We start from the raw sequence: 19,553 nt of genomic DNA, 5'->3' as shown, positions 1-19,553 counted from the left end.
TCCAGGTCGCTTGGGGGACACGTTACGTCGGCGGTGGCACCCGGCGGCAGTGTCTCAACTATGCGTAATGCCCGGAAAGTTCCGTCGTACTCCCGTATGGCCGTCGCCTTCATCCCGCCGTGCGCGGGATCCTCTTCTCCCAGGTCCGGTGGAAGACGATCTCGTCTCCGTCCCTGCACACCACCTCGTTGGACGTGATGAAGTCGTCCGCGTCCGCGCTCGTCTCCGAACGCGACTCGATCCTCACGTCCCAGGACATCTCCGGCCGGTGCAGCCGGATCTTCCAGTCCGAGCGGGCGGCGGCCGAGAGCGGGTCGTCCTCACGGATCGTGTACGTCTCGAGCGCGTCCTCGGTGAACTCCAGTCCGTCCGGGTAGACACGCGTGCCGCCGTAGCGGGGGTCGACCTCCAGCCGCCATTCGCCCTTGGCCACGTCGCGGACCACCAGACGCTCCGGGCGTTCCTCGTCGAGCGTGACCGGGAAGACGACGCCGAGCGGCTCCGACTGCTCCGGTTCGCCGAAACTGATCGCCGGGTCCTCGGTGTGCCTGCGCACCGGGAGCTCGACGAGGCTGCCGTCCGCGTCGAGCGTGAAGCCGTCCGAGCCGGCCTGCGGCCAGATCCACGGCCAGTACGAGGACGAGACGGCGAGCCTGATCCGGTGGCCGGGCGGGAAGGTGTGCCCGATGCCGTTCAGCTCGAAGGTCACGTCCTCGGTCTCCCCGACGGGCCAGTCCTCCGACCGGTCGCGCCCGTGGCGCGCCGCCAGGTTCAGCACGCCCCGGGTCACCAGGGTCGAGGCACCGTCCGGAGCCACGTCGCAGAGCCGGGCGATCGCCTGGCCGCGCGGCACGTCCATCCGGATGCGGAGCCTCACCCGGGGCCGGCCGAGGATCTCGATGGGGGCCTCCTCGACGGGGAACTCGAAGCACACCGACTTGGCGTCCTCGTCGCGCTGGTCGGGCGGCAGGTCGGCGGCGTTGCCGAAGGGGAAGAAGCGGCCCGCGTCCAGCCCGGTCTGCTGCGGCGAGCGCACGGTCTGCGGACCGCCCTGGAGGGCGTACGCCACCGGCGCGACGTTCTCCGACGGCCAGTCCGCGTCGCCGACCCAGCGGCCGGGAAGCGTCTCGTAGACGGTCGCGGGAGGGTGCGAACCGCTGATCCAGGACCGCAGCAGGGGCTCGTTCATCACCCCGGTGTCCTTGTCCTTGAGGTGCTGGTCCCACCACCGCAGGGTCTCCTGGAGGAAGCCGATCGCGGGCCCCGGGGGCAGCCCCCGGTCCGGGTACTGGTGCGACCAGGGGCCGATCAGCCCCCGCACCTTCGCCGGGTCCAGGTGTTCGACGAGCCGCAGGACGGTGTCGCGGTACGGGTCGTGCCAGCCGCCGACCGCGAGGACAGGGGCCTTGACGGCGCCGTAGTCCTCGCACACGCTGCCGTGCTTCCAGTAGTCGTCACGGGTCTGGTGCGCCAGCCACGTATGGATGAACGGGTCGACGGCCTCGAGCCGCTTCAGCCACATGTCCTTCCAGTCGTCGCCGACGTCCGCCGGGTCCGGCGGACGGCAGACGAAGGCCAGCATGGTGGCGGCCCAGGCGTGCATGTCGACGCCGAGGACGGAGCCGCCCATGTAGTGGACGTCGTTGTCGTAGCGGTCGTCGGCCGAGCAGACGGTGACGACCGCCTTCAGGGGCTCCGGGGCCAGGGCGGCGATCTGGAGGGAGTTGAAGCCGCCCCAGGAGATGCCGAACATGCCGACCCGGCCCGAGCACCACTCCTGCTGGGCGAGCCAGTGCACGACGGCCACCCCGTCGGCGAGCTCCGTCGCGTCGTACTCGTCGCCGGGCATGCCCTCGCTGTTGCCGTGCCCGCGCACATCCACCCGTACGGAGGCGTAGCCGTGGCCCGCGTACCAGGGGTGGCGCTGCCAGTCGCGCGGGGCCGTCCAGTCGCTCAGGCGGTAGGGCAGGTACTCCAGCAGCGCGGGCACCGGTTCGTCGGTGACCGGCCGCCAGATCCGCGCGTACAGCTCGGTGCCGTCCGGCAGGGGGATGTAGAGGTCCTCGTGGGTCGTCTCGTAGGGGAACTCGGTGCGGATCTGCATGGCGGTACCTCAGTGGACGGGGTGCATGGTGCGCTTGAGCCAGGGAGCGGCGGCGAGGACGGCCACACCGGCCGCCACCGCGATTGCGCCATTGACACCGAAGTAGGCGGGGTTGGAGACCTCGCCGTACAGCTTCACGATCTGTGCCTGGATGCCGTTGGCGAGGGCCAGGGACAGGAACCACAGCGCCATCGTCTGGCTGGCGAACGCCTTGGGGGCGAGCTTCGTGGTGGCGGACATGCCGGACGTCTCCAGCAGGATGTCGCCGAGCCCGAGGAGCAGGTACGAGCCGACGATCCACCAGGCGGCCATCCGGTACGTGTCGTCGGCGTGCCCGGAGGTCGGTACGACCATCAGGAGGAACGACAGACCGCCGAGGATCACCCCGAACGCGATCTTGTTCGAGGCGTGCGGCTGGCGCGGACCCATCCGGGCCCAGACCGCGGCCACGACGGGCGCCAGGGCGACCTCGAAGGCACCCAGCGCGGAGGCGTACCAGCTCGCCGGGAAGTGGAAGCCGAAGATTTCCGTGCGGGCGTTGGTCGAGGCGAGCAGCATCATCGTCGAGTACGCCTGGAAGAGGATGAAGTTGAAGACGACGGACGCCAGGAAGAGCACGACGTACGGCCGCAGCCTGCCGCGTTCCTCCGGAGTCACCCGGGGACTCCGGAACATCACCACGAAGTACACGACGGGCAGGATCACCGACACCAGGGTGAGCACGTCGACGAAGCGGTCCATGGTCAGCCACCCGGACAGCGCAAGGCCCGTCGCCACGAGGGCGAACACGACGACTCCGGCCACGATCGTCAGCACCGCGCGGCGCATCGGACCGGGCGCCAGGGCGTACTCCGCCGCGTGCTTGCGCCCGGCCAGGTGACGCCGGCCCAGCACGTACTGGATCAGGCCGAGCGTCATACCGAACGCGGCGGCCGAGAAGCCCCAGTGCCAGCTCGCGTGCTCGCCGAGCCAGCCGGTGACCAGCGGACCGGCGAAGGCGCCGATGTTGATGGCCATGTAGTAGAGCGCGAACCCGGCGTCGCGGCGCTGGTCCTCGGTGGCGTAGAGCTTGCCGACCATGGAGGCCACGTTCGGCTTGAGCAGGCCCGTTCCCGCACTGATCAGGCCGAGGCCCACCCACGTCATCGTGGCGGTCGGCACGGCCATCGCGTAGTGGCCGCACGCGATGAGGATGCCGCCGTACAGGACGGCGCGGTACGAGCCGAGGATCCGGTCGGCCAGCCAGCCGCCCGCGACGGAGACCAGATAGACCAGCGTGCCGTAGGCCGCGGACACCGAGGCGGCGGTGCCCGGGTTCATGCCCATGCCGCCGTTCGCGACCGTGTCGGCGAAGAAGAGGACCAGGATGGCCTGCATCCCGAGGAACGAGAAGCGCTCCCAGACCTCCAGCCCGGACAGGGTCATCAGACCCCTCGGATGGCCGAAGAAGGCGTGGTCGTCCCCGGGCGGCGGCTGGTCCGGCTCGACGTCGGTCGCGGTGAGGGACAAAGCGGCAACTCCTGATCGTATGACCTGATCCCGAACATACCGGCGATGGCGGGAAGGCGCCCACGTTGATCCAAAGGCGACCGGATACGCTGAGTTGAGTGAGGACAGCGACACATCGACATTCCGTGTGATCGTCAGCAGACAGGAGATCCCCTCGTGACCGTCGTCGGGCCGTTCGGACTGCGCGTGCGGGACCAGGCTCTTGAGGCCGATGTCCAGACCGGTTTGGCCGCTGTCGAGGCGGGGCTGCTGGATGCCACCAAGAGCGAGGTCCCGTTCATCACGGAGGCCGCGCAGCACCTCGTGAGCGCGGGGGGCAAGCGGTTCCGTCCGCTGCTGGTGATGCTGGCGTCCCAGTTCGGTGACCCGGACGCGCCGGGAGTCGTTCCCTCGGCCGTGGTCGTCGAACTGACGCACCTGGCGACGCTGTACCACGACGACGTCATGGACGAGGCGGACGTACGCCGCGGGGTGGACAGCGCGAACACCCGCTGGGGCAACTCCGTCGCCGTCCTGACGGGCGACTTCCTCTTCGCCCGCGCCTCGCACATCCTGGCCGACCTCGGACCCGAGGCCGTACGCATCCAGGCGGAGGCGTTCGAACGGCTCGTCACCGGTCAGATCCTGGAGACCGCGGGCCCGCGCGACGGCCGCGACCCCGTCGACCACTACATGGACGTGCTCGGCGGCAAGACCGGCTCGCTGGTCGCCGTGTCCGGACGGTTCGGCGCCATGATGGCGGGCGCGGACGAATCGGTCGTCGACATCCTCACCCAGTACGGGGAGCGGCTCGGCATCGCCTTCCAGCTCGCCGACGACGTCCTCGACATCGCCTCCGACTCCCACGAGTCGGGCAAGACGCCCGGCACGGACCTGCGCGAAGGCATCCCCACCCTCCCGGTACTCCATCTGCGCGCGCAGGCGGCGGCCGACGGAAAGCCGGACGACCTGGAGCTCGTCGCGCTCCTGGACGGCGACCTCGGCGACGACGACCGGCTCGCGGAGGCGCTGCGCAGGCTGCGCGCCCACCCCGCGCTCGAGCAGGCGCGGCGGGACACCATCCGCTACGCGCAGGAGGCGCGGGCGACCCTGGCACCGCTGCCCGAGTGCTACGCGAAGGCCGCGCTGGAAGAGCTGTGCGACGCCGTGGTGCACCGCGCGGGCTGACGCGGGCCCGGCCCGTCCCCTACTGGATGGCGGACCCCGGACCCCCCGGTGTCATACCGGAGGGGTAGACACAGTTGCTCCCGCGGGCTGACGCATGGTGCCGCCCGATTTGGTCAGATGGAGAACAACCACTCCTGACCACATCGGGTGAGAATGGCGGCAGGGAGTGGACAGAGTGCAACCGGACGGAAGCCGCCGACCACGGAGGTAGGGCACACATGGCACCGAACGACAGCGCAGAGACCAACGGCGAGGCCACGGGCACTGTCGTGGGCCGCAGGAAGGCCGCACGCTACATCGTTCCCGTCGCAGTGGCAGGAGTGGCCGCCGCGACGATCGGACTCGTCCCGGCGCTCGCGAACTCCGGGGACCCGGAGCTGCCGAAGATCACCGCGCAGGAACTCATCGAGAAGATCGCCGCATCGGACGAGGAGCAGCTCTCCGGCACGGTGAAGGTCAGCACCGACCTCGGCATCCCGTCCCTCGGCGGGCTCGCGGACTCCTTCGCCCAGGGCGCGACCGGTACGGACAAGGGGGGCGACGGCACCTCCAGCGCCGCGCCCGAGGCGAAGCTGATGGAGCTCGCCTCCGGGACGCACACGCTGCGGGTGGCGGCCGACGGCCCCGACAAGCAGCGTCTGTCGATCCTCGGCGAGGCCTCCGAGTACAGCATCGTCCACAACGGGGACGATGTCTGGGCGTACGACAGCAAGTCCAACGAGGCGTACCACGCGCAGTCCGGACAGAGCGACCGCGCGGGCGGGAAGGCCAAGGAGCACAAGGCGCCCGGCGGCGTCCCGGCCACACCGAAGGAGCTGGCCGAGGAGGCACTCGCCGCCGCGGGTGACACCACGTCGGTCACGGTCGACGGCACGGCGCAGGTGGCGGGCCGCGACGCGTACCAGCTGCTGATCAAGCCCAAGCAGTCCGGTTCGACGATCGGCTCCATCAGGGTCGCGGTGGACGCCGAGAACGGCGTACCGCTGAAGTTCACCCTGTCGCCGAGCAGCGGCGGCAAGGCCGCGATCGACGCCGGTTTCACGAAGGTCGACTTCAAGAAGCCCGACGCGTCCTCCTTCTCCTTCACCCCGCCCAAGGGCGCGAAGGTGACCGAGGCCGACGAGCTGCAGGCCGAGGCCGAGAAGAACGCCAAGGCGGACAAGGTTCCGGAAGACCTCGCGGCACTGGAGGACTTCAAGGGCCTCAACGTCATCGGCGAGGGCTGGAACGCCGTCGCCGTGATCGACACCCCCGGCGGCAAGGGTCTCGCGGGGCTTCCCACGGAGGGCACCGGATCCGGTGATGTGCCGGAGGGTGCCATGCAGTTCCTGGACGCCCTCGGCGACAAGGTCACCGGCGACTTCGGCTCGGGCACGGTCTTCAAGACGCGCCTGGTCAACGCCCTGGTGACGGACGACGGCAAGGTCTACGTCGGCGCGGTCACCAAGGACGCGCTGGTGAAGGCAGCCAACACCGCCAAGTAGTACACGCCGTACGCACCGCCCCGCCGTACGCTCCGTACGGCGGGGCGGCCCGTTCACGGACGGCAGCCCCACGGCGGCGAGCGGGAAGGACCGGGAGTGCGCATGACCGACACAGCGGCCGGAACGGTGGAGGCGGGACCGGGGCCGGCCCCCGTGATCGAGACCCGCGGCCTCACCAAGCGCTACCGTGGCGGCCAGCTCGCCGTGGACGGACTCGACCTCAGCGTCCCAGGCGGCAGCGTCTTCGGCTTCCTCGGCCCCAACGGCTCGGGCAAGACCACCACCATCCGGATGCTCATGGGCCTCATCGACCCGACGTCGGGCACCGCACACGTCCTCGGCAGATCCATGCCCGCCGCATCCCGCACCGTGCTCCCGCAGGTCGGCGCACTGATCGAAGGGCCCGCGCTGTACGGGTTCCTGAGCGGCCGCGACAACCTCCGGCGGTACGACTCCGTCGATCCGTCCGCCGATCCGCGCACCCGACGCGCACGCGTCGAAGGCGCCCTGGACCGGGTCGGCCTCGGCGCAGCGGCCGGCAAGAAGGCCAAGGCGTACTCGCTCGGAATGAAACAGCGCCTCGGGCTCGCCGCCGCGCTGCTCCAGCCCCGCAGACTCCTCGTCCTGGACGAGCCGACCAACGGCCTCGACCCGCAGGGCATGCGCGAGATCCGCTCCCTGATCCGCGAACTCGCGGCCGAGGGCACCACCGTCTTCCTCTCCTCCCACCTGCTCGACGAGATCGAACAGGTCTGTACGCATGCCGCGGTGATGGCCCGCGGGCGGCTCCTCACGCAGGGCTCTGTCGCCGAACTGGCGGCGGGCACCCGCGGCCGGCTCTCCGTCACCACCCCCGACCCGGGCGCCGCCGCCCGCATCCTCCGGGAGCACGGGGCGACGGGTCTCCTGAGCGACGGGGACCGGGTCACCGCGGACGCGCCACCGGCCGGGGTCGAACTGGCGGACCTCAACACCGCCCTGGTGCGCGGCGGAGTCCGCGTACGGTCCTTCGGCGTCGAACGGGCCTCGCTCGAGGACGCCTTCGTCGCACTCACCGGAGAGGGATTCGATGTCGCAGGCTGAACTCACCACGGCGGCCGTACCCCGCGCACCGCGCAGCCCGCTGTGGACGCTCGGAATCCTCCGCTCCGAACTCACCACCACACTGCGCCGCTGGCGCACTCTGGCGCTTCTCGGTGTGCTGGCCGCCGTACCCGTACTCATCGGGATCGCCGTGCGGATCGAGACGAGCGACGGCTCCTCGGCGGGCCCCGGCGGTGGGGGCGGCGGGCCGGCGTTCCTCGCCCAGGTCACCAACAACGGTCTCTTCCTGGTCTTCGCGGCCCTGTCCGCGACGCTCCCCGTCTTCCTCCCGATGGCGGTCGGGGTCGTCGCCGGCGACTCCGTCGCGGGTGAGGCGAGCGGCGGCACCCTGCGCTACCTTCTGGTCGCCCCGGCGGGCCGGACCCGGCTGCTGCTCGCGAAGTACGCCTCGGTGCTGGCGTTCTGCCTGGTCGCGACGCTGGTCGTGGCGGCATCGGCACTCGCGGTGGGTGCGCTGCTCTTCCCCGTCGGCGAGGTCACCACGATCTCGGGCACCCGGATCGGCTTCGGCGAAGGACTCGTGCGGGCCGGTCTGATCGCGGTGGCGGTAGCGGTGTCCCTGACGGGGTTCGCGGCGCTCGGCCTGTTCGTCTCCACGCTCACCAGCAGCGGGATCGCGGCGATGGCGGCCACCGTGGGGGTGCTGATCACCGTACAGATCCTGGACGCGATGCCGCAGTTGGACGGGATCCACCCGTATCTCTTCCCGCACTACTGGATGTCCTTCACGGACCTGCTGCGCGACCCCGTCTACTGGGACGAGATGGCCAGGAACCTCGGACTGCAGGCGGCGTACGCGGCGGTGTTCGGCTCGGCGGCCTGGGCGCGTTTCACCACGAAGGACATCACTGTCTGAAGGCGGCCCGCCGGGGACCGTCCGCGCCGTCGGCCGGTCGAGCCGTCCCCCGATCGGCTCGTCGCGGCGCAAACGGCACGAACGGTATGAAGTACGGAACGTCACGACACGGTACGTTCCGTTTCTTCCAGGTCATTGTTCGACTTCTGGCGACGGGCTGTCAACAAGCAGCGTCCCGAATCCCCCTATGCTCACCGAATGATCACATCGCCGAGTTCCCTGCGCCGCAGCGAGCGATCACGACGGGCGACTCTGGACGCGGCCATGGAGCTGTGCACGGAGAAGGGGTACGGACGGGTCACCGTCGAGGCCATCGCTGCCCGCGCCGGCGTGAGCAAGAAGACGATCTACCGCTGGTGGCCGTCGAAGGGCGCGGTGCTCCTCGAGGCATTCACCGAGGCGCTCGTCGGTGCGACGCCGTTCGTCGACACCGGTGACATCGCGGCCGACCTCCGGACCCACATCAACAGCGCGGTGAAGCTGATGTCCTCGCCGCCGTACGGCCCCGCCTACGCCGGGATCCTCTCCGAGATGCACCATGACGACGACCTCGCGGTGGCGGTCAGGGAGCAGCTGGTCGACCCGCGGTTCGAGCGTGCCGTGGGGCGGCTGCGCAGCGCCCAGGAGCAGGGGCAGGTTCCGGCGGACGCCGATCTGCCGCTGGCCGTGGAGATGCTCTACGGTCCCGTCTACTACCGCCATGTGCTGCGCAAACCGGCTCAGGACGATGCGACGGTCGTCGCGCTGGTGGCCCATGTCCTGCGGTCGCTGGGGGCCGGGAGCGCGGCGGCGGGAGCCGGGGCGGAAGGGGCCGGGGTGGAAGGGGCCGGTGCGCCGGGGCCTGAGGCGCCCGGGCCGGAAGGTGCCGACGCGGGGTCGTCGCGACCGGAGGGTCCGGGCCCTGAGGAGCCCGGCCCCGGGGGTCCGGAGCCCGAGGGCACCGGCCCGGACCGCGTCAGCTGAAGAAGGTCTTGGCCCGGGTCACCGCCGCGGTGTCGGACAGGACGTCACCGGGCTTGCTGCCGTTGCCCAGCAGCACCCCGCCCCACCGCATCCCCAGGTACTGACCGGAGATCCTCAGCGTGCCCGCCAGCGGCTCGGTGACCGCGGGATCCGAGTCCGCGAGTGCCGTGACCCCCCACAGGGTCTTGCCGGCCATCCGCTGCTTGAAGTCGACGCCGGGCAGCCTCAGCCAGCCCGACCAGTGGTCCAGGTAGCGCTTGGTGGAGGTGGAGACCGAGTACCAGTACAGCGGCGAGGCGATGACCACATCGGTGGCGGCGAGCGTGGCCTCCAGGAGGGTCGCGGCGTGCCCGGTCGGGGGCAGGTGCCCGCCGTCCGCGTGCCTCAGGTCCTCGAAGTCCGGCAGCGGCAGGTCCCGCAGGTGCAGCCAGCGCTGCTCGGCATCGGCCGGGAGCTGTTCGGCGGCGAGCCGGGCGAGCGTCTCGGTATTGCCGTCGGCGCGGCTGCTGCCGAGCAGGAAGAGGAAGCTGCGCGTGGCCATGATGGTCCCCCAGTTGACTGCGTGCGACTGTTACCTGCGTCCGCATTATATGCACGCGCATGGAATTGGGAAAGGTCGCCCGGCCGGACAGCACCCAGCCGCTCAGCCGAACGGCCGGTCAGCCGAACAGCCGCTCAGCCGAACAGCCGCTCCAGGACTGCCGCGACGCCGTCGTCCTCGTTCGACAGAGTCACCTCGTCCGCCGCAGCCTTCAGCTCGGTGTGGGCGTTGGCCATCGCCACACGGTGGCCCGAACGACGGAACATCGGCAGGTCGTTGGGCATGTCGCCGAACGCCACCGCACCGGCGGTGTCGCAGCCCAGCACCTCCGCCGCCAGCGCGAGCCCGGTGCCCTTGTCCACGCCGAACGGCGCCAGCTCCACCGTCCCCGGCCCCGCCATCGTGACGGTCGCCAGATTCCCCACGACCCCGCGGGCCGCCGCCGCCAGCTCGTCGTCCGTCAGCTCCGCGTGACGCACCAGGACCTTGATGATCGGTGCCGCCCACAGCTCGCTGCGGCGCTCCGTCCGCCGGGCGGGAAGTGAGGGGTGCGGCATGCGGTAGCCCGGCTCGATCAGGGTCCTGCCCTCGGTGCCGTCCTGGTCGACCGCGGCGAAGACCGGCCCGACCTCGGCCTCTATCTTGCCGAGCGCGGTGTCGGCCAGCTCCCGGTCCAGGGTCACCGAGCTCAGCATGCGGGCCGACCCGGCGTCGTACACCTGTGTGCCCTGCCCGCAGACCACGGGGCCGTCGTAGCCCAGGTCCGCGAGCAGGCCTCGTATGCCGGGCACCGGCCGGCCCGTGACGATCAGATGCCGCGCGCCGGCGGAGGCGGCGCGGGCGAGGGCGGCCCGGGAGCGGGGGCTCACGGTGTCGTCGGGACGCAGGAGGGTGCCGTCCAGATCCGTGGCGACGAGGGTGTAGGCGGGTGGCGTCAGCATGGGGGTCAGCCTAGGGAGATCGGCTTCCGGCCGTACCCCGCTGACCTGCGCGGACGGTCAGCCCTGTCATTGGACGCAGAATTCGTTGCCCTCCGGGTCGACGAGTACCTGCCAGGACCCGGAGGGCTCGTCGACGATGCGCAGCACGCTCGCGCCCAGCCCCACCAGGCGTTCCACCTCCGCCTCGCGCTGTCCCGAGGGAGTGTGTACGTCCAGGTGGAGGCGGTTCTTCACCGTCTTCGGCTCCGGGACGCGCTGGAAGAGCAGCCGCCGTCCGAGGCCCATGCCGCTCTTCTCCTCGTGCGGATCGTCGGGGTGCCGCACCGCGGCGAGGTCCCGCCAGGCCCGGCGCCCGTGGGACTCGGTCGTGAGGGACTCGTCCACCGCCCCGAAGCCGAGCAGCTCCTCGATCAGGGCGCTGTGGTCCTCCACCGCGTATCCCAGCGTCTCGGCCCAGAAGTCGGCCTGGGCGTGCGGGTCCTGGGCATCGATGACGACTTTCCAGTGCAGGGTCATGGAAACCGTTTATAGTGGTTACATGACTGCGTCGGCAACAGGCACGCCGGAGCCGGGGCTGATCCTCCGGACACGGCAGGGCCGTTCGTACCGGTTCGATCCGGGCGCCCTGTGTCTGGAGCTCCTGCTCACCAGCGATCCGGGCGGCGTGCCCTGGCACTACGAAACGCTGCACGAGCCCGCCGACCTGGCCCGCTGGGCGGGCGAGAGCCGGCTGCCCGGCGGTCTGGTGCTCCTGGCCGGCGAGGCGGAGCTGGCCCGCGCCCATGAACTGCGCGGCGCGCTCTGGCGGATGACCCAGGCCCGCGCGAAGGGCATCGCCCTCGCACCGGCCGACACGGACGTGGTGAACGCGGCGGCCGCCGAGCCCCCGCTGGTGGCCCTGATGACGGTCGGCGGCAGCCGGGAGTGGGCACCGGGGGCTACCGGAACGGAACTCCTGTCGACGGTCGCCCGGGATGCCGTGGAGCTGTTCACCGGGCCGTACGCCACCCGGATCCGGGAATGCGAGGCCCACGGCTGCGCCCTGCACTTCGTCGACACCTCCCGCCCCGGCCGGCGGCGCTGGTGCGCGATGGGCCGCTGCGGGAACCGCCACAAGGTGCGGGCGCACCGCGCCCGCCACACGGAACCCGGCGGCGCCGGGGAGTGAAGGGAGAGGCATGATGCCGACCGGACTCACACAGGACGCCGGGTGGGAGATCGGCGTTTCCAGGACCCTGCCCAGGACCGCTTCGGCCGTCTGGGACTTCATCGCCGGCGACGAGGGCGTGGCCCTCTGGCTCGGCTCCGCGTCGCCGCTGCCCACCGAGAAGGGCGCCCCGTACCGCACGGCCGGCGGGGTCGAGGGCGAGATCCGCAGCTACCACCCGGGCAACCGCATCCGGCTGACCCACGGCTCCACGACGGTCCAGGTCACGGTGTCGCCCAGCCCGCAGGACAGGGCGGTGCTCCGCTTCCACGAGGAGCGTCTGGCGAGCGCGGAGGAACGCGAGGAGCGGCGCGCCCACTGGCAGCACGTGATGGACCGGGTCGCGGCCGCGCTCGGCTGAGCCGTCCTACTCGGGCGGGCAGGTCCTGCAGACGTGCCCGTCGAGTGCGGTCAGCAGCTCCTGGGCGGACTCGCGGACCGCTGGGTCGCCGTCGCCGGTGAGCCGCAGGGCCGTCGTCCGGCCCGCCAGGACGGCCAGGTGGGCCTCCCTGGTCCACTCGGGGTGGTGTGTGTGCCCGTGGGCGAGGATCGTCCGCAGCAGTCCGAGCACTCCGACGCGGTCCTTGACCGACTGTGTCGCGGCGAGCTCCCACAGGAACGGCACCGTGGCGACCGTCGAGTCGAAGACGGCCAGAGCGCCGATCCACTGCCCCAGGTCGCTCAGTGCGTCCTCGGCGGACTCGCTGTCGCCCCAGGCGATCCGCGACAGCATGCCGGGGACCTGGGAGGCGGAGCCGCCCGCATGGCGCAGCTCATGCCACTGAACGTGCCTCATGTCCCCCAGAATCGTCCCCATCCCGGGCACTCAATCAGCCTTTGCGTGTGCCGTCCACCATGCATGCCACACCCACCCGGTCCGAGCTCATGATCCAGACGGAACACTCCTAGCGTTCCTCCAGGGCTGCGCGTGCGTCGTAGCCCGCGCGGGCGGCCGCGATCTCGTCCTGGTGCTCCTCGGTCCAGGTCACCAGGGTGCGGATCGTGGTGTGCAGCGTGCCCCCGAGAGGCGTGAGCTCGTAGTCCACCCTGGGCGGTACCACCGGATGGACCGTCCGCTCGATGAGTCCGTCGCGCTCCAGCTGGCGCAGGGTGACGGTCAGCATCCGCTGGCTGATGCCGTCGATCTCCCGCTTCAGCTGGGTGAAGCGGAGCTTGCGGCGGTCGAGCAGCGCGATCACCAGCAGGGACCACTTGTCGGCGACCCGGTCCAGGATCTGCCGCACCTCGCAGCCTTCGCGGGTGTCCCACTGGAAGGGGTCGGGATCGCCTTCCGTCGTGTGCGGCTCCGGCGGGAGCGTGGTCACGGTGCCTTCGGGGTGCCTCGGTGACTTTGAAGTGCCTTCTTCCATAAAGCCCCATGCTGGCGCACGATCTCCATGGTTACAAGAGGGAACCGACCCTCCTGTTCGTAACCGCACCTGCCCCGTACCGCTCCACGCACTCGGGGCTTCGCAGCACTCCGGACCACGACAAGGGGACTCCTGTGTCTGTCGCCGCACCCCACGCACCCGCACTGTCCGCCCGCGCCTGGGCCCTGCTGCTCGTCCTGTGCGGCACGATCTTCCTGGAGGGGATCGACGTCGCCATGCTCGCCGTGGCCGTCCCGACCATCAGGGCCGATCTGGACCTGTCGACCGGCACGGCGGCCTGGGTGATGAGCGCCTACGTCCTCGGCTACGCCGGCTTCACCCTCCTCGGCGGCCGCGCGGCCGACCTGCTCGGCAGACGCAGGATGTTCCTCGTCTGGCTCACCGTCTTCCTGCTCTTCTCCGGTCTGGGCGGCTTCGCCACCGAAGGCTGGATGCTGATCGTGGCCCGCTTCGTCACCGGCGTCGCCGCCGCCTTCATGACCCCCGCGGCCATGTCACTGATCACCACGTCGTACGAGGAGGGGCCGCAGCGCAACAAGGCCCTGCTGGTCTTCGCCGGCACCGCGGCCGGCGGCTTCTCGCTCGGCCTCGTCATCGGCGGTCTGCTCACCCAGCTCGGCTGGCGCTGGGTGTTCTTCGCGCCCGTGCTGCTCGCCGCGGGAATCCTGCTCGCGGCCGTCCGTACGGTCCCCGTCGAGCCCAGGCCCGCACGCACCGGCGGATTCGACCTGCCGGGGGCCGCGACGGCGGCGGGCGCGATGCTGCTCCTGGCCTTCGGGATCGTGCGCCTGGAGCACGCGGCCGAGGGCTGGGCGCTGCCGGCCGGGGCCTTCGCGGCCGGACTGCTCCTGGCGGGGCTCTTCGTCCTGATCGAACGACGGGCGTCCGCCCCGCTCGTCAGGCTGGCGATGCTGCGCAGGGCGTCCATGATCCGCGCCGACCTCGGGGCGCTGCTCTTCGTGGGCTCCTTCTTCGGCTTCCAGTTCGTGGTGACCCTGTACCTCCAGGAGCTGCGCGGCTGGTCCTCGCTGCAGACCGCGCTCGCCCTGGTGGTGATGGGCGCAGACGCCGTCCTGGCCCCGACCCTGACCCCGCGCCTGGTCGACCGCTTCGGCAACGCGCGGGTCATCCTCGGCGGCTTCGTGCTCGCCATCGCCTCGTACGGGCTGTTCCTGCCGATCGGGCTCGACTGGACCTACCTCGCGATGTTCCCGACCCTGATCCTCACCGGAACCGCCTTCGCACTGGCGTACGGTCCGCTGTCCATCGCCGCGACCGACGGCGTGCCCGACGCCGAGCAGGGGCTGGCGGGAGGACTGCTGCACACCTCGACGCAGTTCGGCTCGGCGGTCGGCATCTCGGCCGTGACCGCGGTGTATGGCGCCGTCTCGGCCGGAACGGACGGTTCGGCCGCCGCCACGCTGACGGCCTTCCGCGCGGCACTGGTGGTGCCGGTGGTGATGGTGGTGCTGGGCGCGCTGATCACGGCGTACGGCCTGCGTACGGAGAGGCGCAGGGCCGGCTCCGGGGGCGGAGCCGTGGCACCGGTGCCCGCAGGGGAGCCGAGGGACACCGAAGGAGCCGTGGCCTGACCCGGCCGGGGGAGCGGCGCGGGTACCGGATCCACCTGGCCCACCCGGTCAGGAAGCCGGTGCCCGCTCCGCGGCCGCCGCACCCGCATCCGTACCGGCAGACGCTCCCGGCGTCGTTCCGGGCACCGCATCCGGTGTCGGAGCGGCAGTCGTGCCCACCGGCGCCCCGGCCTCCGCGGCCAGAACGGCGAGGCGCAGCGCCTCGGCCCGTGTCCGTCGCGCCGTCCGCAGCGCGTCCCAGGTCAGCAGCATCAGCGCCACCCAGACCAGCGCGAATCCGGCCCATCGCTCGGGCGGCATCGCCTCGTGGAAGTACAGGATGCCGAGCCCGAACTGGAAGACCGGAGCCAGGTACTGCAGCAGGCCGAGCACGGACAGCGGCACCCGGATCGCCGCCGCACCGAAGCAGACGAGAGGGACGGCCGTCACGAGGCCTGTCGCGGCGAGGAGCGCCCCGTGTCCGGCGCCCCCGACCAGGAACGTCGTGTCGCCGCGCGCGGCGAGCCACAGGAGGAAGCCGAGCGCGGGCACGAACAGCACGGCGGTCTCGGCGGCCAGCGATTCCAGGCCGCCCATGTTGACCTTCTTCTTCACCAGGCCGTACGTCGCGAAGGAGAAGGCCAGGGCCAGCGAGACCCAGGGCGGCTGCCCGTAGCCGATCGCCAGGACCAGCACCGCGGCGAAACCGGTCGCCACCGCGGTCCACTGCACGGGCCGCAGCCGCTCACCGAGCAGCAGGACGCCCATGGCGATCGTGACCAGCGGATTGATGAAGTAGCCGAGCGAGGCCTCGACGACGTGGCCGTTGTTGACGGACCAGATGTAGATGCCCCAGTTGACGGAGATGACCGTCGCGGCAATCGCTATCAGGCCCAGCTTCGCGGGCTGCCTGAGCAGTTCGCCGATCCAGGCCCAACGGCGCAGGGCGAGCAGCGCGATGCCGACGACACCCAGCGACCAGACCATCCGGTGAGCGAGGATCTCCATCGCTCCGGACGGCTCCAGCAGCGGCCAGAACAGGGGCACGAGGCCCCACATCCCGTACGCGCCGACTCCGTACAGCAGGCCTGCCCGCTGTTCGTTCTTCCCCTTCACGGGCCCTCCCGGCGCTCCTGCGTCGGCGATCGGCCGACTGCACGACGGTAGCGCCGGAAAGCCCCCGTGTCATAGCCGTCTCACGGAAACGCTCGTGACAGGGCTACCGCCGGTCGTTCACCCGGCGGCGACCGCGGCCGCCACCGTCTCGGCGAGCGGAGTCGTCGGCCGGCCGATCAGACGGGCCAGGTCACCGCTCGTGCCGGCGAGGAGTCCGCGCCCGATCGCCTCGTCGACGTCGACGAGGATCGCCGCGAGGTCCTCGGGCAGCCCGGCGCCGACGAGGATCTCCCGGTGCGTGTCGGCGGGCACGTTCGTGTAGGCGATCTCCCTGCCGGTCGCGGTGGCGACCACGGCGGCGTACTCGGCCAGGGACCAGGCGACATCGCCGCTCAGCTCGTACGCCGTGCCGAGGTGGCCCTCGCCGGTCAGTACGGCCGCCGCGGCGGCGGCGAGGTCGGCACGCGAGGCGGACGCGATGCGGCCGTCACCCGCGTTGGCGACGACGGCCCCGTGCTCCAGGACGGGCGCGAGGTTCGCCGTGTAGTTCTCGGTGTACCAGCCGTTGCGCAGGAGGGTGTACGGGAGTTCCGAGTCGAGGATCAGCTGCTCCGTCACCTTGTGCTCGGCGGCCAGCTGGTAGTCCGCGTCCGGCCCGCCCAGCACACCGGTGTACGCGAGCTGGGCGACGCCCGCCGCCTTGGCGGCGGCGATCACGGCGGTGTGCTGCGCGACCCGCCGGCCGATCTCGCTGCCGGAGACGAGCAGCACCCGGTCGCCCGCCCGGAACGCATCGGCGAGGGTCTCCGGCCGGTCGTAGTCGGCGATGCGGATCTCGACGCCGCGGGCGGCGAGAGATGCGGCCTTCTCCTTGCTGCGGACGACGGCGGCGATCCCGTCCGCCGGGACCGTGGTGAGCAGCTGCTCGATGACGAGGCGGCCGAGCTGTCCGGTGGCTCCGGTGACGACGATGCTCATGGGGGGTTCTCTCCTGGTGGTGCTGATGCGAGTGGAAACGTCACTCACCATAGGAGTAGTACTAACCATGGGAAAGTACCCACTTTGAAGTAAGGTACTGGTATGAAGGTAAGCATCCTTGACGAAGTGGGCGGTCGGCGCCCGGACGTCAACCAGCAGAACTGCCCCTCCCGGCTGGTCCTCGAGCACATCACCAGCCGGTGGGGCGTTCTCGTGCTGGCCGCACTGCTGGGACGCTCCTACCGGTTCAGCGAACTGCGCCGCGAGGTCGGCGGCGTCAGCGAGAAGATGCTGGCCCAGACCCTCCAGATGCTGGAGCGCGACGGCTTCGTGCACCGGGACGCGAAGCCGGTGATCCCGCCCCGCGTGGACTACTCGCTCACCCCGCTCGGCAGGGAGGCCGCCGACCAGGTCTGGGCGCTGGCCCGCTGGTCCGAGCGGCAGGTGGACACGGTCGAGTCGGCGCGCGCGGCATACGACGAGGCCCGGAACCAGTCGGCTCCGGGCCCCGGCGAACAGGCGTGACGGCGGATCAGCCGATCACGGTCCAGGTGTCGCTGCCCGCCAGCAGGGTGCTCAGATCACCCTTGCCGTGTTGTTCGATGGCGGTGTCGAGCTGGTCGGACATGAGGGTGTCGTAGACGGGTCGTTCGACGCTGCGCAGGACGCCGATGGGGGTGTGGTGGAGGGTGTCGGCGTCGGCGAGGCGGGACAGGGCGAACGCGGTGGTGGGGCTGGGGTTGTGGGCGTCGTGGACGAGGATGCGGGACTGGTTGTCCTCGGTGACCGCGACGACTTCGAGGTCGCCGGTGATCGGGTCGCGGACGACGCCCCTGTGGCCCTCGGCGCCGAAGCGGATGGGCCGGCCGTGTTCGAGGCGGATGACGGCTTCCTCGGCCTGGTCCTTGTCCTTGAGGGCGTCGAAGGCGCCGTCGTTGAAGATGTTGCAGTTCTGGTAGATCTCCACGAGTGCGGTGCCCGGGTGGTCGGCCGCTGCGCGCAGCACACTGGTGAGGTGTTTGCGGTCGGAGTCGACGGTGCGGGCGACGAAGGACGCCTCGGCGCCCAGGGCGAGGGAGACGGGGTTGAAGGGGGCGTCGAGTGATCCCATCGGCGTGGACTTGGTGATCTTGCCGATTTCGGAGGTGGGGCTGTACTGGCCCTTGGTCAGTCCGTAGATCCTGTTGTTGAACAGGAGGATCTTGAGGTTGACGTTGCGGCGCAGGGCGTGGATGAGGTGGTTCCCGCCGATGGACAGGGCGTCTCCGTCGCCGGTGACGACCCAGACCGACAGGTCACGGCGTGAGGTGGCCAGCCCGGTCGCGATCGAGGGGGCGCGGCCGTGGATGGAGTGCATCCCGTAGGTGTTCATGTAGTACGGGAAGCGGGACGAGCAGCCGATGCCGGAGACGAAGGTGATGTTCTCCTTCGCCAGCCCGAGTTCGGGCATGAACCCCTGCACCGCCGCGAGTACCGCGTAGTCACCGCAGCCCGGGCACCAGCGCACCTCCTGGTCGGACTTGAAGTCCTTCATGGACTGCTTGCCCTCGGCCTTGGGGACCAGGTGGAGGAGTTCGTTGGTGTCAGGCATCGATGGCCTCCTTGAGGGCTGTGGCGAGCTGCTCGGCCTTGAAGGGCATTCCGTTGACCTGGGTGAAACTCTGGGCGTCGATCAGGTACTTGGCCCGGATGAGCATGGCGAGCTGGCCGAGGTTCATCTCCGGGACGACGACCTTGTCGTAGCCCTTCAACACCTCGCCGAGGTTCTTCGGGAACGGGTTGAGGTGACGCAGGTGGGCCTGGGCGATCGGCTCACCGGCCGCCCGCAGCCGGCGTACCGCCGCGGTGATCGGCCCGTACGTCGAACCCCACCCGAGGACCAGGGTGGTGGCTCCCGCCGGATCATCCACCTCGAGGTCCGGGACGGTGATGCCGTCGATCTTGGCCTGGCGGGTGCGGACCATGAAGTCGTGGTTGGCCGGGTCGTAGGAGATGTTCCCGGTGCCGTCCTGCTTCTCGATCCCGCCGATCCGGTGCTCCAGCCCCGGCGTCCCCGGCACCGCCCACGGACGGGCCAGCGTCTGCGGATCCCGCTTGTAGGGCCAGAACACCTCCGTACCGTCGGCGAGTTCATGGTTCGGGCCGGTCGCGAACTGTGTCCGCAGATCCGGGAGACTGTCGGTCTCCGGGATCCGCCACGGCTCCGAACCGTTGGCCAGATACCCGTCCGACAGCAGGAACACCGGAGTCCGGTACGTCAACGCGATCCGCACCGCGTCCAGCGTCGCGTCGAAGCAGTCCGCCGGCGTCCTCGGAGCCACGATCGGCACCGGAGCCTCACCGTTGCGCCCGTACATCGCCTGCAGCAGATCCGCCTGCTCCGTCTTCGTCGGCAGCCCCGTCGAGGGACCACCCCGCTGGATATCGATGATCAGCAACGGCAGCTCCAAGGACACCGCCAGACCGATCGTCTCCGACTTCAGCGCCACCCCAGGACCCGACGTCGTCGTCACCCCGAGCGAACCACCGAACGCCGCACCCAGCGCCGCCCCGATCCCCGCGATCTCGTCCTCCGCCTGGAACGTGCGCACACCGAAGTTCTTGTGACGCGACAGCTCATG

General features: G+C 70.7%; 18 protein-coding genes and 2 pseudogenes. 9 read left to right on the top strand and 11 right to left on the bottom strand.

What is annotated here, in order from left to right; genetic code table 11:
* Positions 1-109 precede the first annotated feature (109 nt).
* Both ACFQ6X_RS11250 and ACFQ6X_RS11245 read right to left on the bottom strand, forming a co-directional pair.
* The gene (locus ACFQ6X_RS11250; RefSeq protein ID WP_383179378.1) at positions 110-2,104 is read right to left on the bottom strand and encodes a CocE/NonD family hydrolase; all 1,995 of its coding nucleotides are present in this window, start codon (positions 2,102-2,104) and stop codon (positions 110-112) included.
* Between the two features lie 9 nt (positions 2,105-2,113).
* Positions 2,114-3,613 (bottom strand): peptide MFS transporter, encoded by a 1,500-nt coding sequence (locus ACFQ6X_RS11245; RefSeq protein WP_383179375.1) that lies wholly within the window; start codon positions 3,611-3,613, stop codon positions 2,114-2,116.
* 156 nt (positions 3,614-3,769) lie between these two features.
* Between ACFQ6X_RS11245 and ACFQ6X_RS11240 the strand changes: the two genes are divergently transcribed.
* The 5 genes and pseudogenes from ACFQ6X_RS11240 to ACFQ6X_RS11220 all read left to right on the top strand — a co-directional run.
* Entirely contained in the window at positions 3,770-4,780 is a 1,011-nt protein-coding gene (locus ACFQ6X_RS11240; RefSeq protein ID WP_329208425.1) for a polyprenyl synthetase family protein, read from the top strand.
* Between the two features lie 218 nt (positions 4,781-4,998).
* Positions 4,999-6,264, top strand: coding sequence for an outer membrane lipoprotein carrier protein LolA (locus tag ACFQ6X_RS11235; protein ID WP_383179372.1), 1,266 nt, complete (start codon positions 4,999-5,001; stop codon positions 6,262-6,264).
* 102 nt (positions 6,265-6,366) lie between these two features.
* On the top strand, positions 6,367-7,347 hold the full coding sequence (locus ACFQ6X_RS11230; protein ID WP_383179369.1) for an ABC transporter ATP-binding protein: 981 nt from the start codon (positions 6,367-6,369) through the stop codon (positions 7,345-7,347).
* Entirely contained in the window at positions 7,334-8,224 is an 891-nt protein-coding gene (locus ACFQ6X_RS11225) for an ABC transporter permease (protein ID WP_383179366.1), read from the top strand. The genes ACFQ6X_RS11230 and ACFQ6X_RS11225 overlap by 14 nt, the downstream gene beginning before the upstream one ends.
* A 198-nt stretch (positions 8,225-8,422) precedes the next feature.
* A pseudogene (locus tag ACFQ6X_RS11220) lies at positions 8,423-9,001 on the top strand (TetR/AcrR family transcriptional regulator); the annotation flags it as partial.
* A gap of 178 nt (positions 9,002-9,179) precedes the next feature.
* On the opposite strand, the gene ACFQ6X_RS11215 reads toward ACFQ6X_RS11220, so the two are convergent.
* The 3 genes from ACFQ6X_RS11215 to ACFQ6X_RS11205 form a co-directional block, all read right to left on the bottom strand.
* The gene (locus tag ACFQ6X_RS11215; RefSeq protein ID WP_383179363.1) at positions 9,180-9,728 is read right to left on the bottom strand and encodes a flavodoxin family protein; all 549 of its coding nucleotides are present in this window, start codon (positions 9,726-9,728) and stop codon (positions 9,180-9,182) included.
* 134 nt (positions 9,729-9,862) lie between these two features.
* Positions 9,863-10,669, bottom strand: a complete 807-nt coding sequence (locus ACFQ6X_RS11210) for an HAD family hydrolase (protein WP_383179360.1) — start codon at positions 10,667-10,669, stop codon at positions 9,863-9,865.
* 66 nt (positions 10,670-10,735) lie between these two features.
* Positions 10,736-11,185 carry a VOC family protein gene (locus ACFQ6X_RS11205; protein ID WP_383179355.1) on the bottom strand — a complete coding sequence of 150 codons (450 nt, stop codon included), beginning with the start codon at positions 11,183-11,185 and terminating at the stop codon, positions 10,736-10,738.
* 22 nt (positions 11,186-11,207) lie between these two features.
* Here ACFQ6X_RS11205 and ACFQ6X_RS11200 point away from each other — a divergent pair, with 22 nt between their 5' ends.
* Together ACFQ6X_RS11200 and ACFQ6X_RS11195 are read left to right on the top strand one after the other, a co-directional pair.
* Complete coding sequence (locus tag ACFQ6X_RS11200; RefSeq protein WP_383179350.1) at positions 11,208-11,837, top strand: CGNR zinc finger domain-containing protein; 630 nt, start codon at positions 11,208-11,210, stop codon at positions 11,835-11,837.
* A gap of 13 nt (positions 11,838-11,850) precedes the next feature.
* Complete coding sequence (locus tag ACFQ6X_RS11195; RefSeq protein ID WP_383179347.1) at positions 11,851-12,237, top strand: SRPBCC domain-containing protein; 387 nt, start codon at positions 11,851-11,853, stop codon at positions 12,235-12,237.
* 6 nt (positions 12,238-12,243) lie between these two features.
* On the opposite strand, the gene ACFQ6X_RS11190 is transcribed toward ACFQ6X_RS11195, so the two are convergent.
* Both ACFQ6X_RS11190 and ACFQ6X_RS11185 read right to left on the bottom strand, forming a co-directional pair.
* Positions 12,244-12,693: a hypothetical protein gene (locus ACFQ6X_RS11190; protein WP_383179344.1), complete on the bottom strand. Its 450-nt coding sequence runs from the start codon at positions 12,691-12,693 to the stop codon at positions 12,244-12,246.
* An 88-nt stretch (positions 12,694-12,781) separates the two neighbouring features.
* Positions 12,782-13,246: a winged helix-turn-helix transcriptional regulator gene (locus ACFQ6X_RS11185; RefSeq protein WP_383179341.1), complete on the bottom strand. Its 465-nt coding sequence runs from the start codon at positions 13,244-13,246 to the stop codon at positions 12,782-12,784.
* A 164-nt stretch (positions 13,247-13,410) separates the two neighbouring features.
* On the opposite strand from ACFQ6X_RS11185, the gene ACFQ6X_RS11180 reads away from it, so the two are divergent.
* A complete protein-coding gene (locus ACFQ6X_RS11180; protein WP_383179885.1) occupies positions 13,411-14,859 on the top strand; it encodes an MFS transporter in 1,449 nt (482 codons plus the stop codon).
* Between the two features lie 48 nt (positions 14,860-14,907).
* Here the strand turns inward: ACFQ6X_RS11180 and rarD are convergent, their stop codons facing one another.
* Both rarD and ACFQ6X_RS11170 read right to left on the bottom strand, forming a co-directional pair.
* Positions 14,908-15,954: an EamA family transporter RarD gene (gene rarD / locus ACFQ6X_RS11175; RefSeq protein WP_383179338.1), complete on the bottom strand. Its 1,047-nt coding sequence runs from the start codon at positions 15,952-15,954 to the stop codon at positions 14,908-14,910.
* Positions 15,955-16,071: 117 nt separating this feature from the next.
* A complete protein-coding gene (locus tag ACFQ6X_RS11170) occupies positions 16,072-16,932 on the bottom strand; it encodes an SDR family oxidoreductase (RefSeq protein ID WP_383179335.1) in 861 nt (286 codons plus the stop codon).
* 102 nt (positions 16,933-17,034) lie between these two features.
* Between ACFQ6X_RS11170 and ACFQ6X_RS11165 the strand changes: the two genes are divergently transcribed.
* The gene (locus ACFQ6X_RS11165) at positions 17,035-17,457 is read left to right on the top strand and encodes a winged helix-turn-helix transcriptional regulator (protein WP_383179332.1); all 423 of its coding nucleotides are present in this window, start codon (positions 17,035-17,037) and stop codon (positions 17,455-17,457) included.
* A gap of 7 nt (positions 17,458-17,464) precedes the next feature.
* On the opposite strand, the gene ACFQ6X_RS11160 is transcribed toward ACFQ6X_RS11165, so the two are convergent.
* A complete protein-coding gene (locus tag ACFQ6X_RS11160; protein WP_383179329.1) occupies positions 17,465-18,523 on the bottom strand; it encodes a 2-oxoacid:ferredoxin oxidoreductase subunit beta in 1,059 nt (352 codons plus the stop codon).
* Positions 18,516-19,553 (bottom strand): annotated as a pseudogene (locus tag ACFQ6X_RS11155) (2-oxoglutarate ferredoxin oxidoreductase subunit alpha); the annotation flags it as partial. The gene ACFQ6X_RS11160 and the pseudogene ACFQ6X_RS11155, both read right to left, overlap by 8 nt.

The sequence above is a fragment of the Streptomyces sp. NPDC056452 genome, assembly GCF_042796085.1.
GTDB lineage: Bacteria > Actinomycetota > Actinomycetes > Streptomycetales > Streptomycetaceae > Streptomyces.
This window is presented reverse-complemented; position numbering and strand designations above follow the sequence as displayed.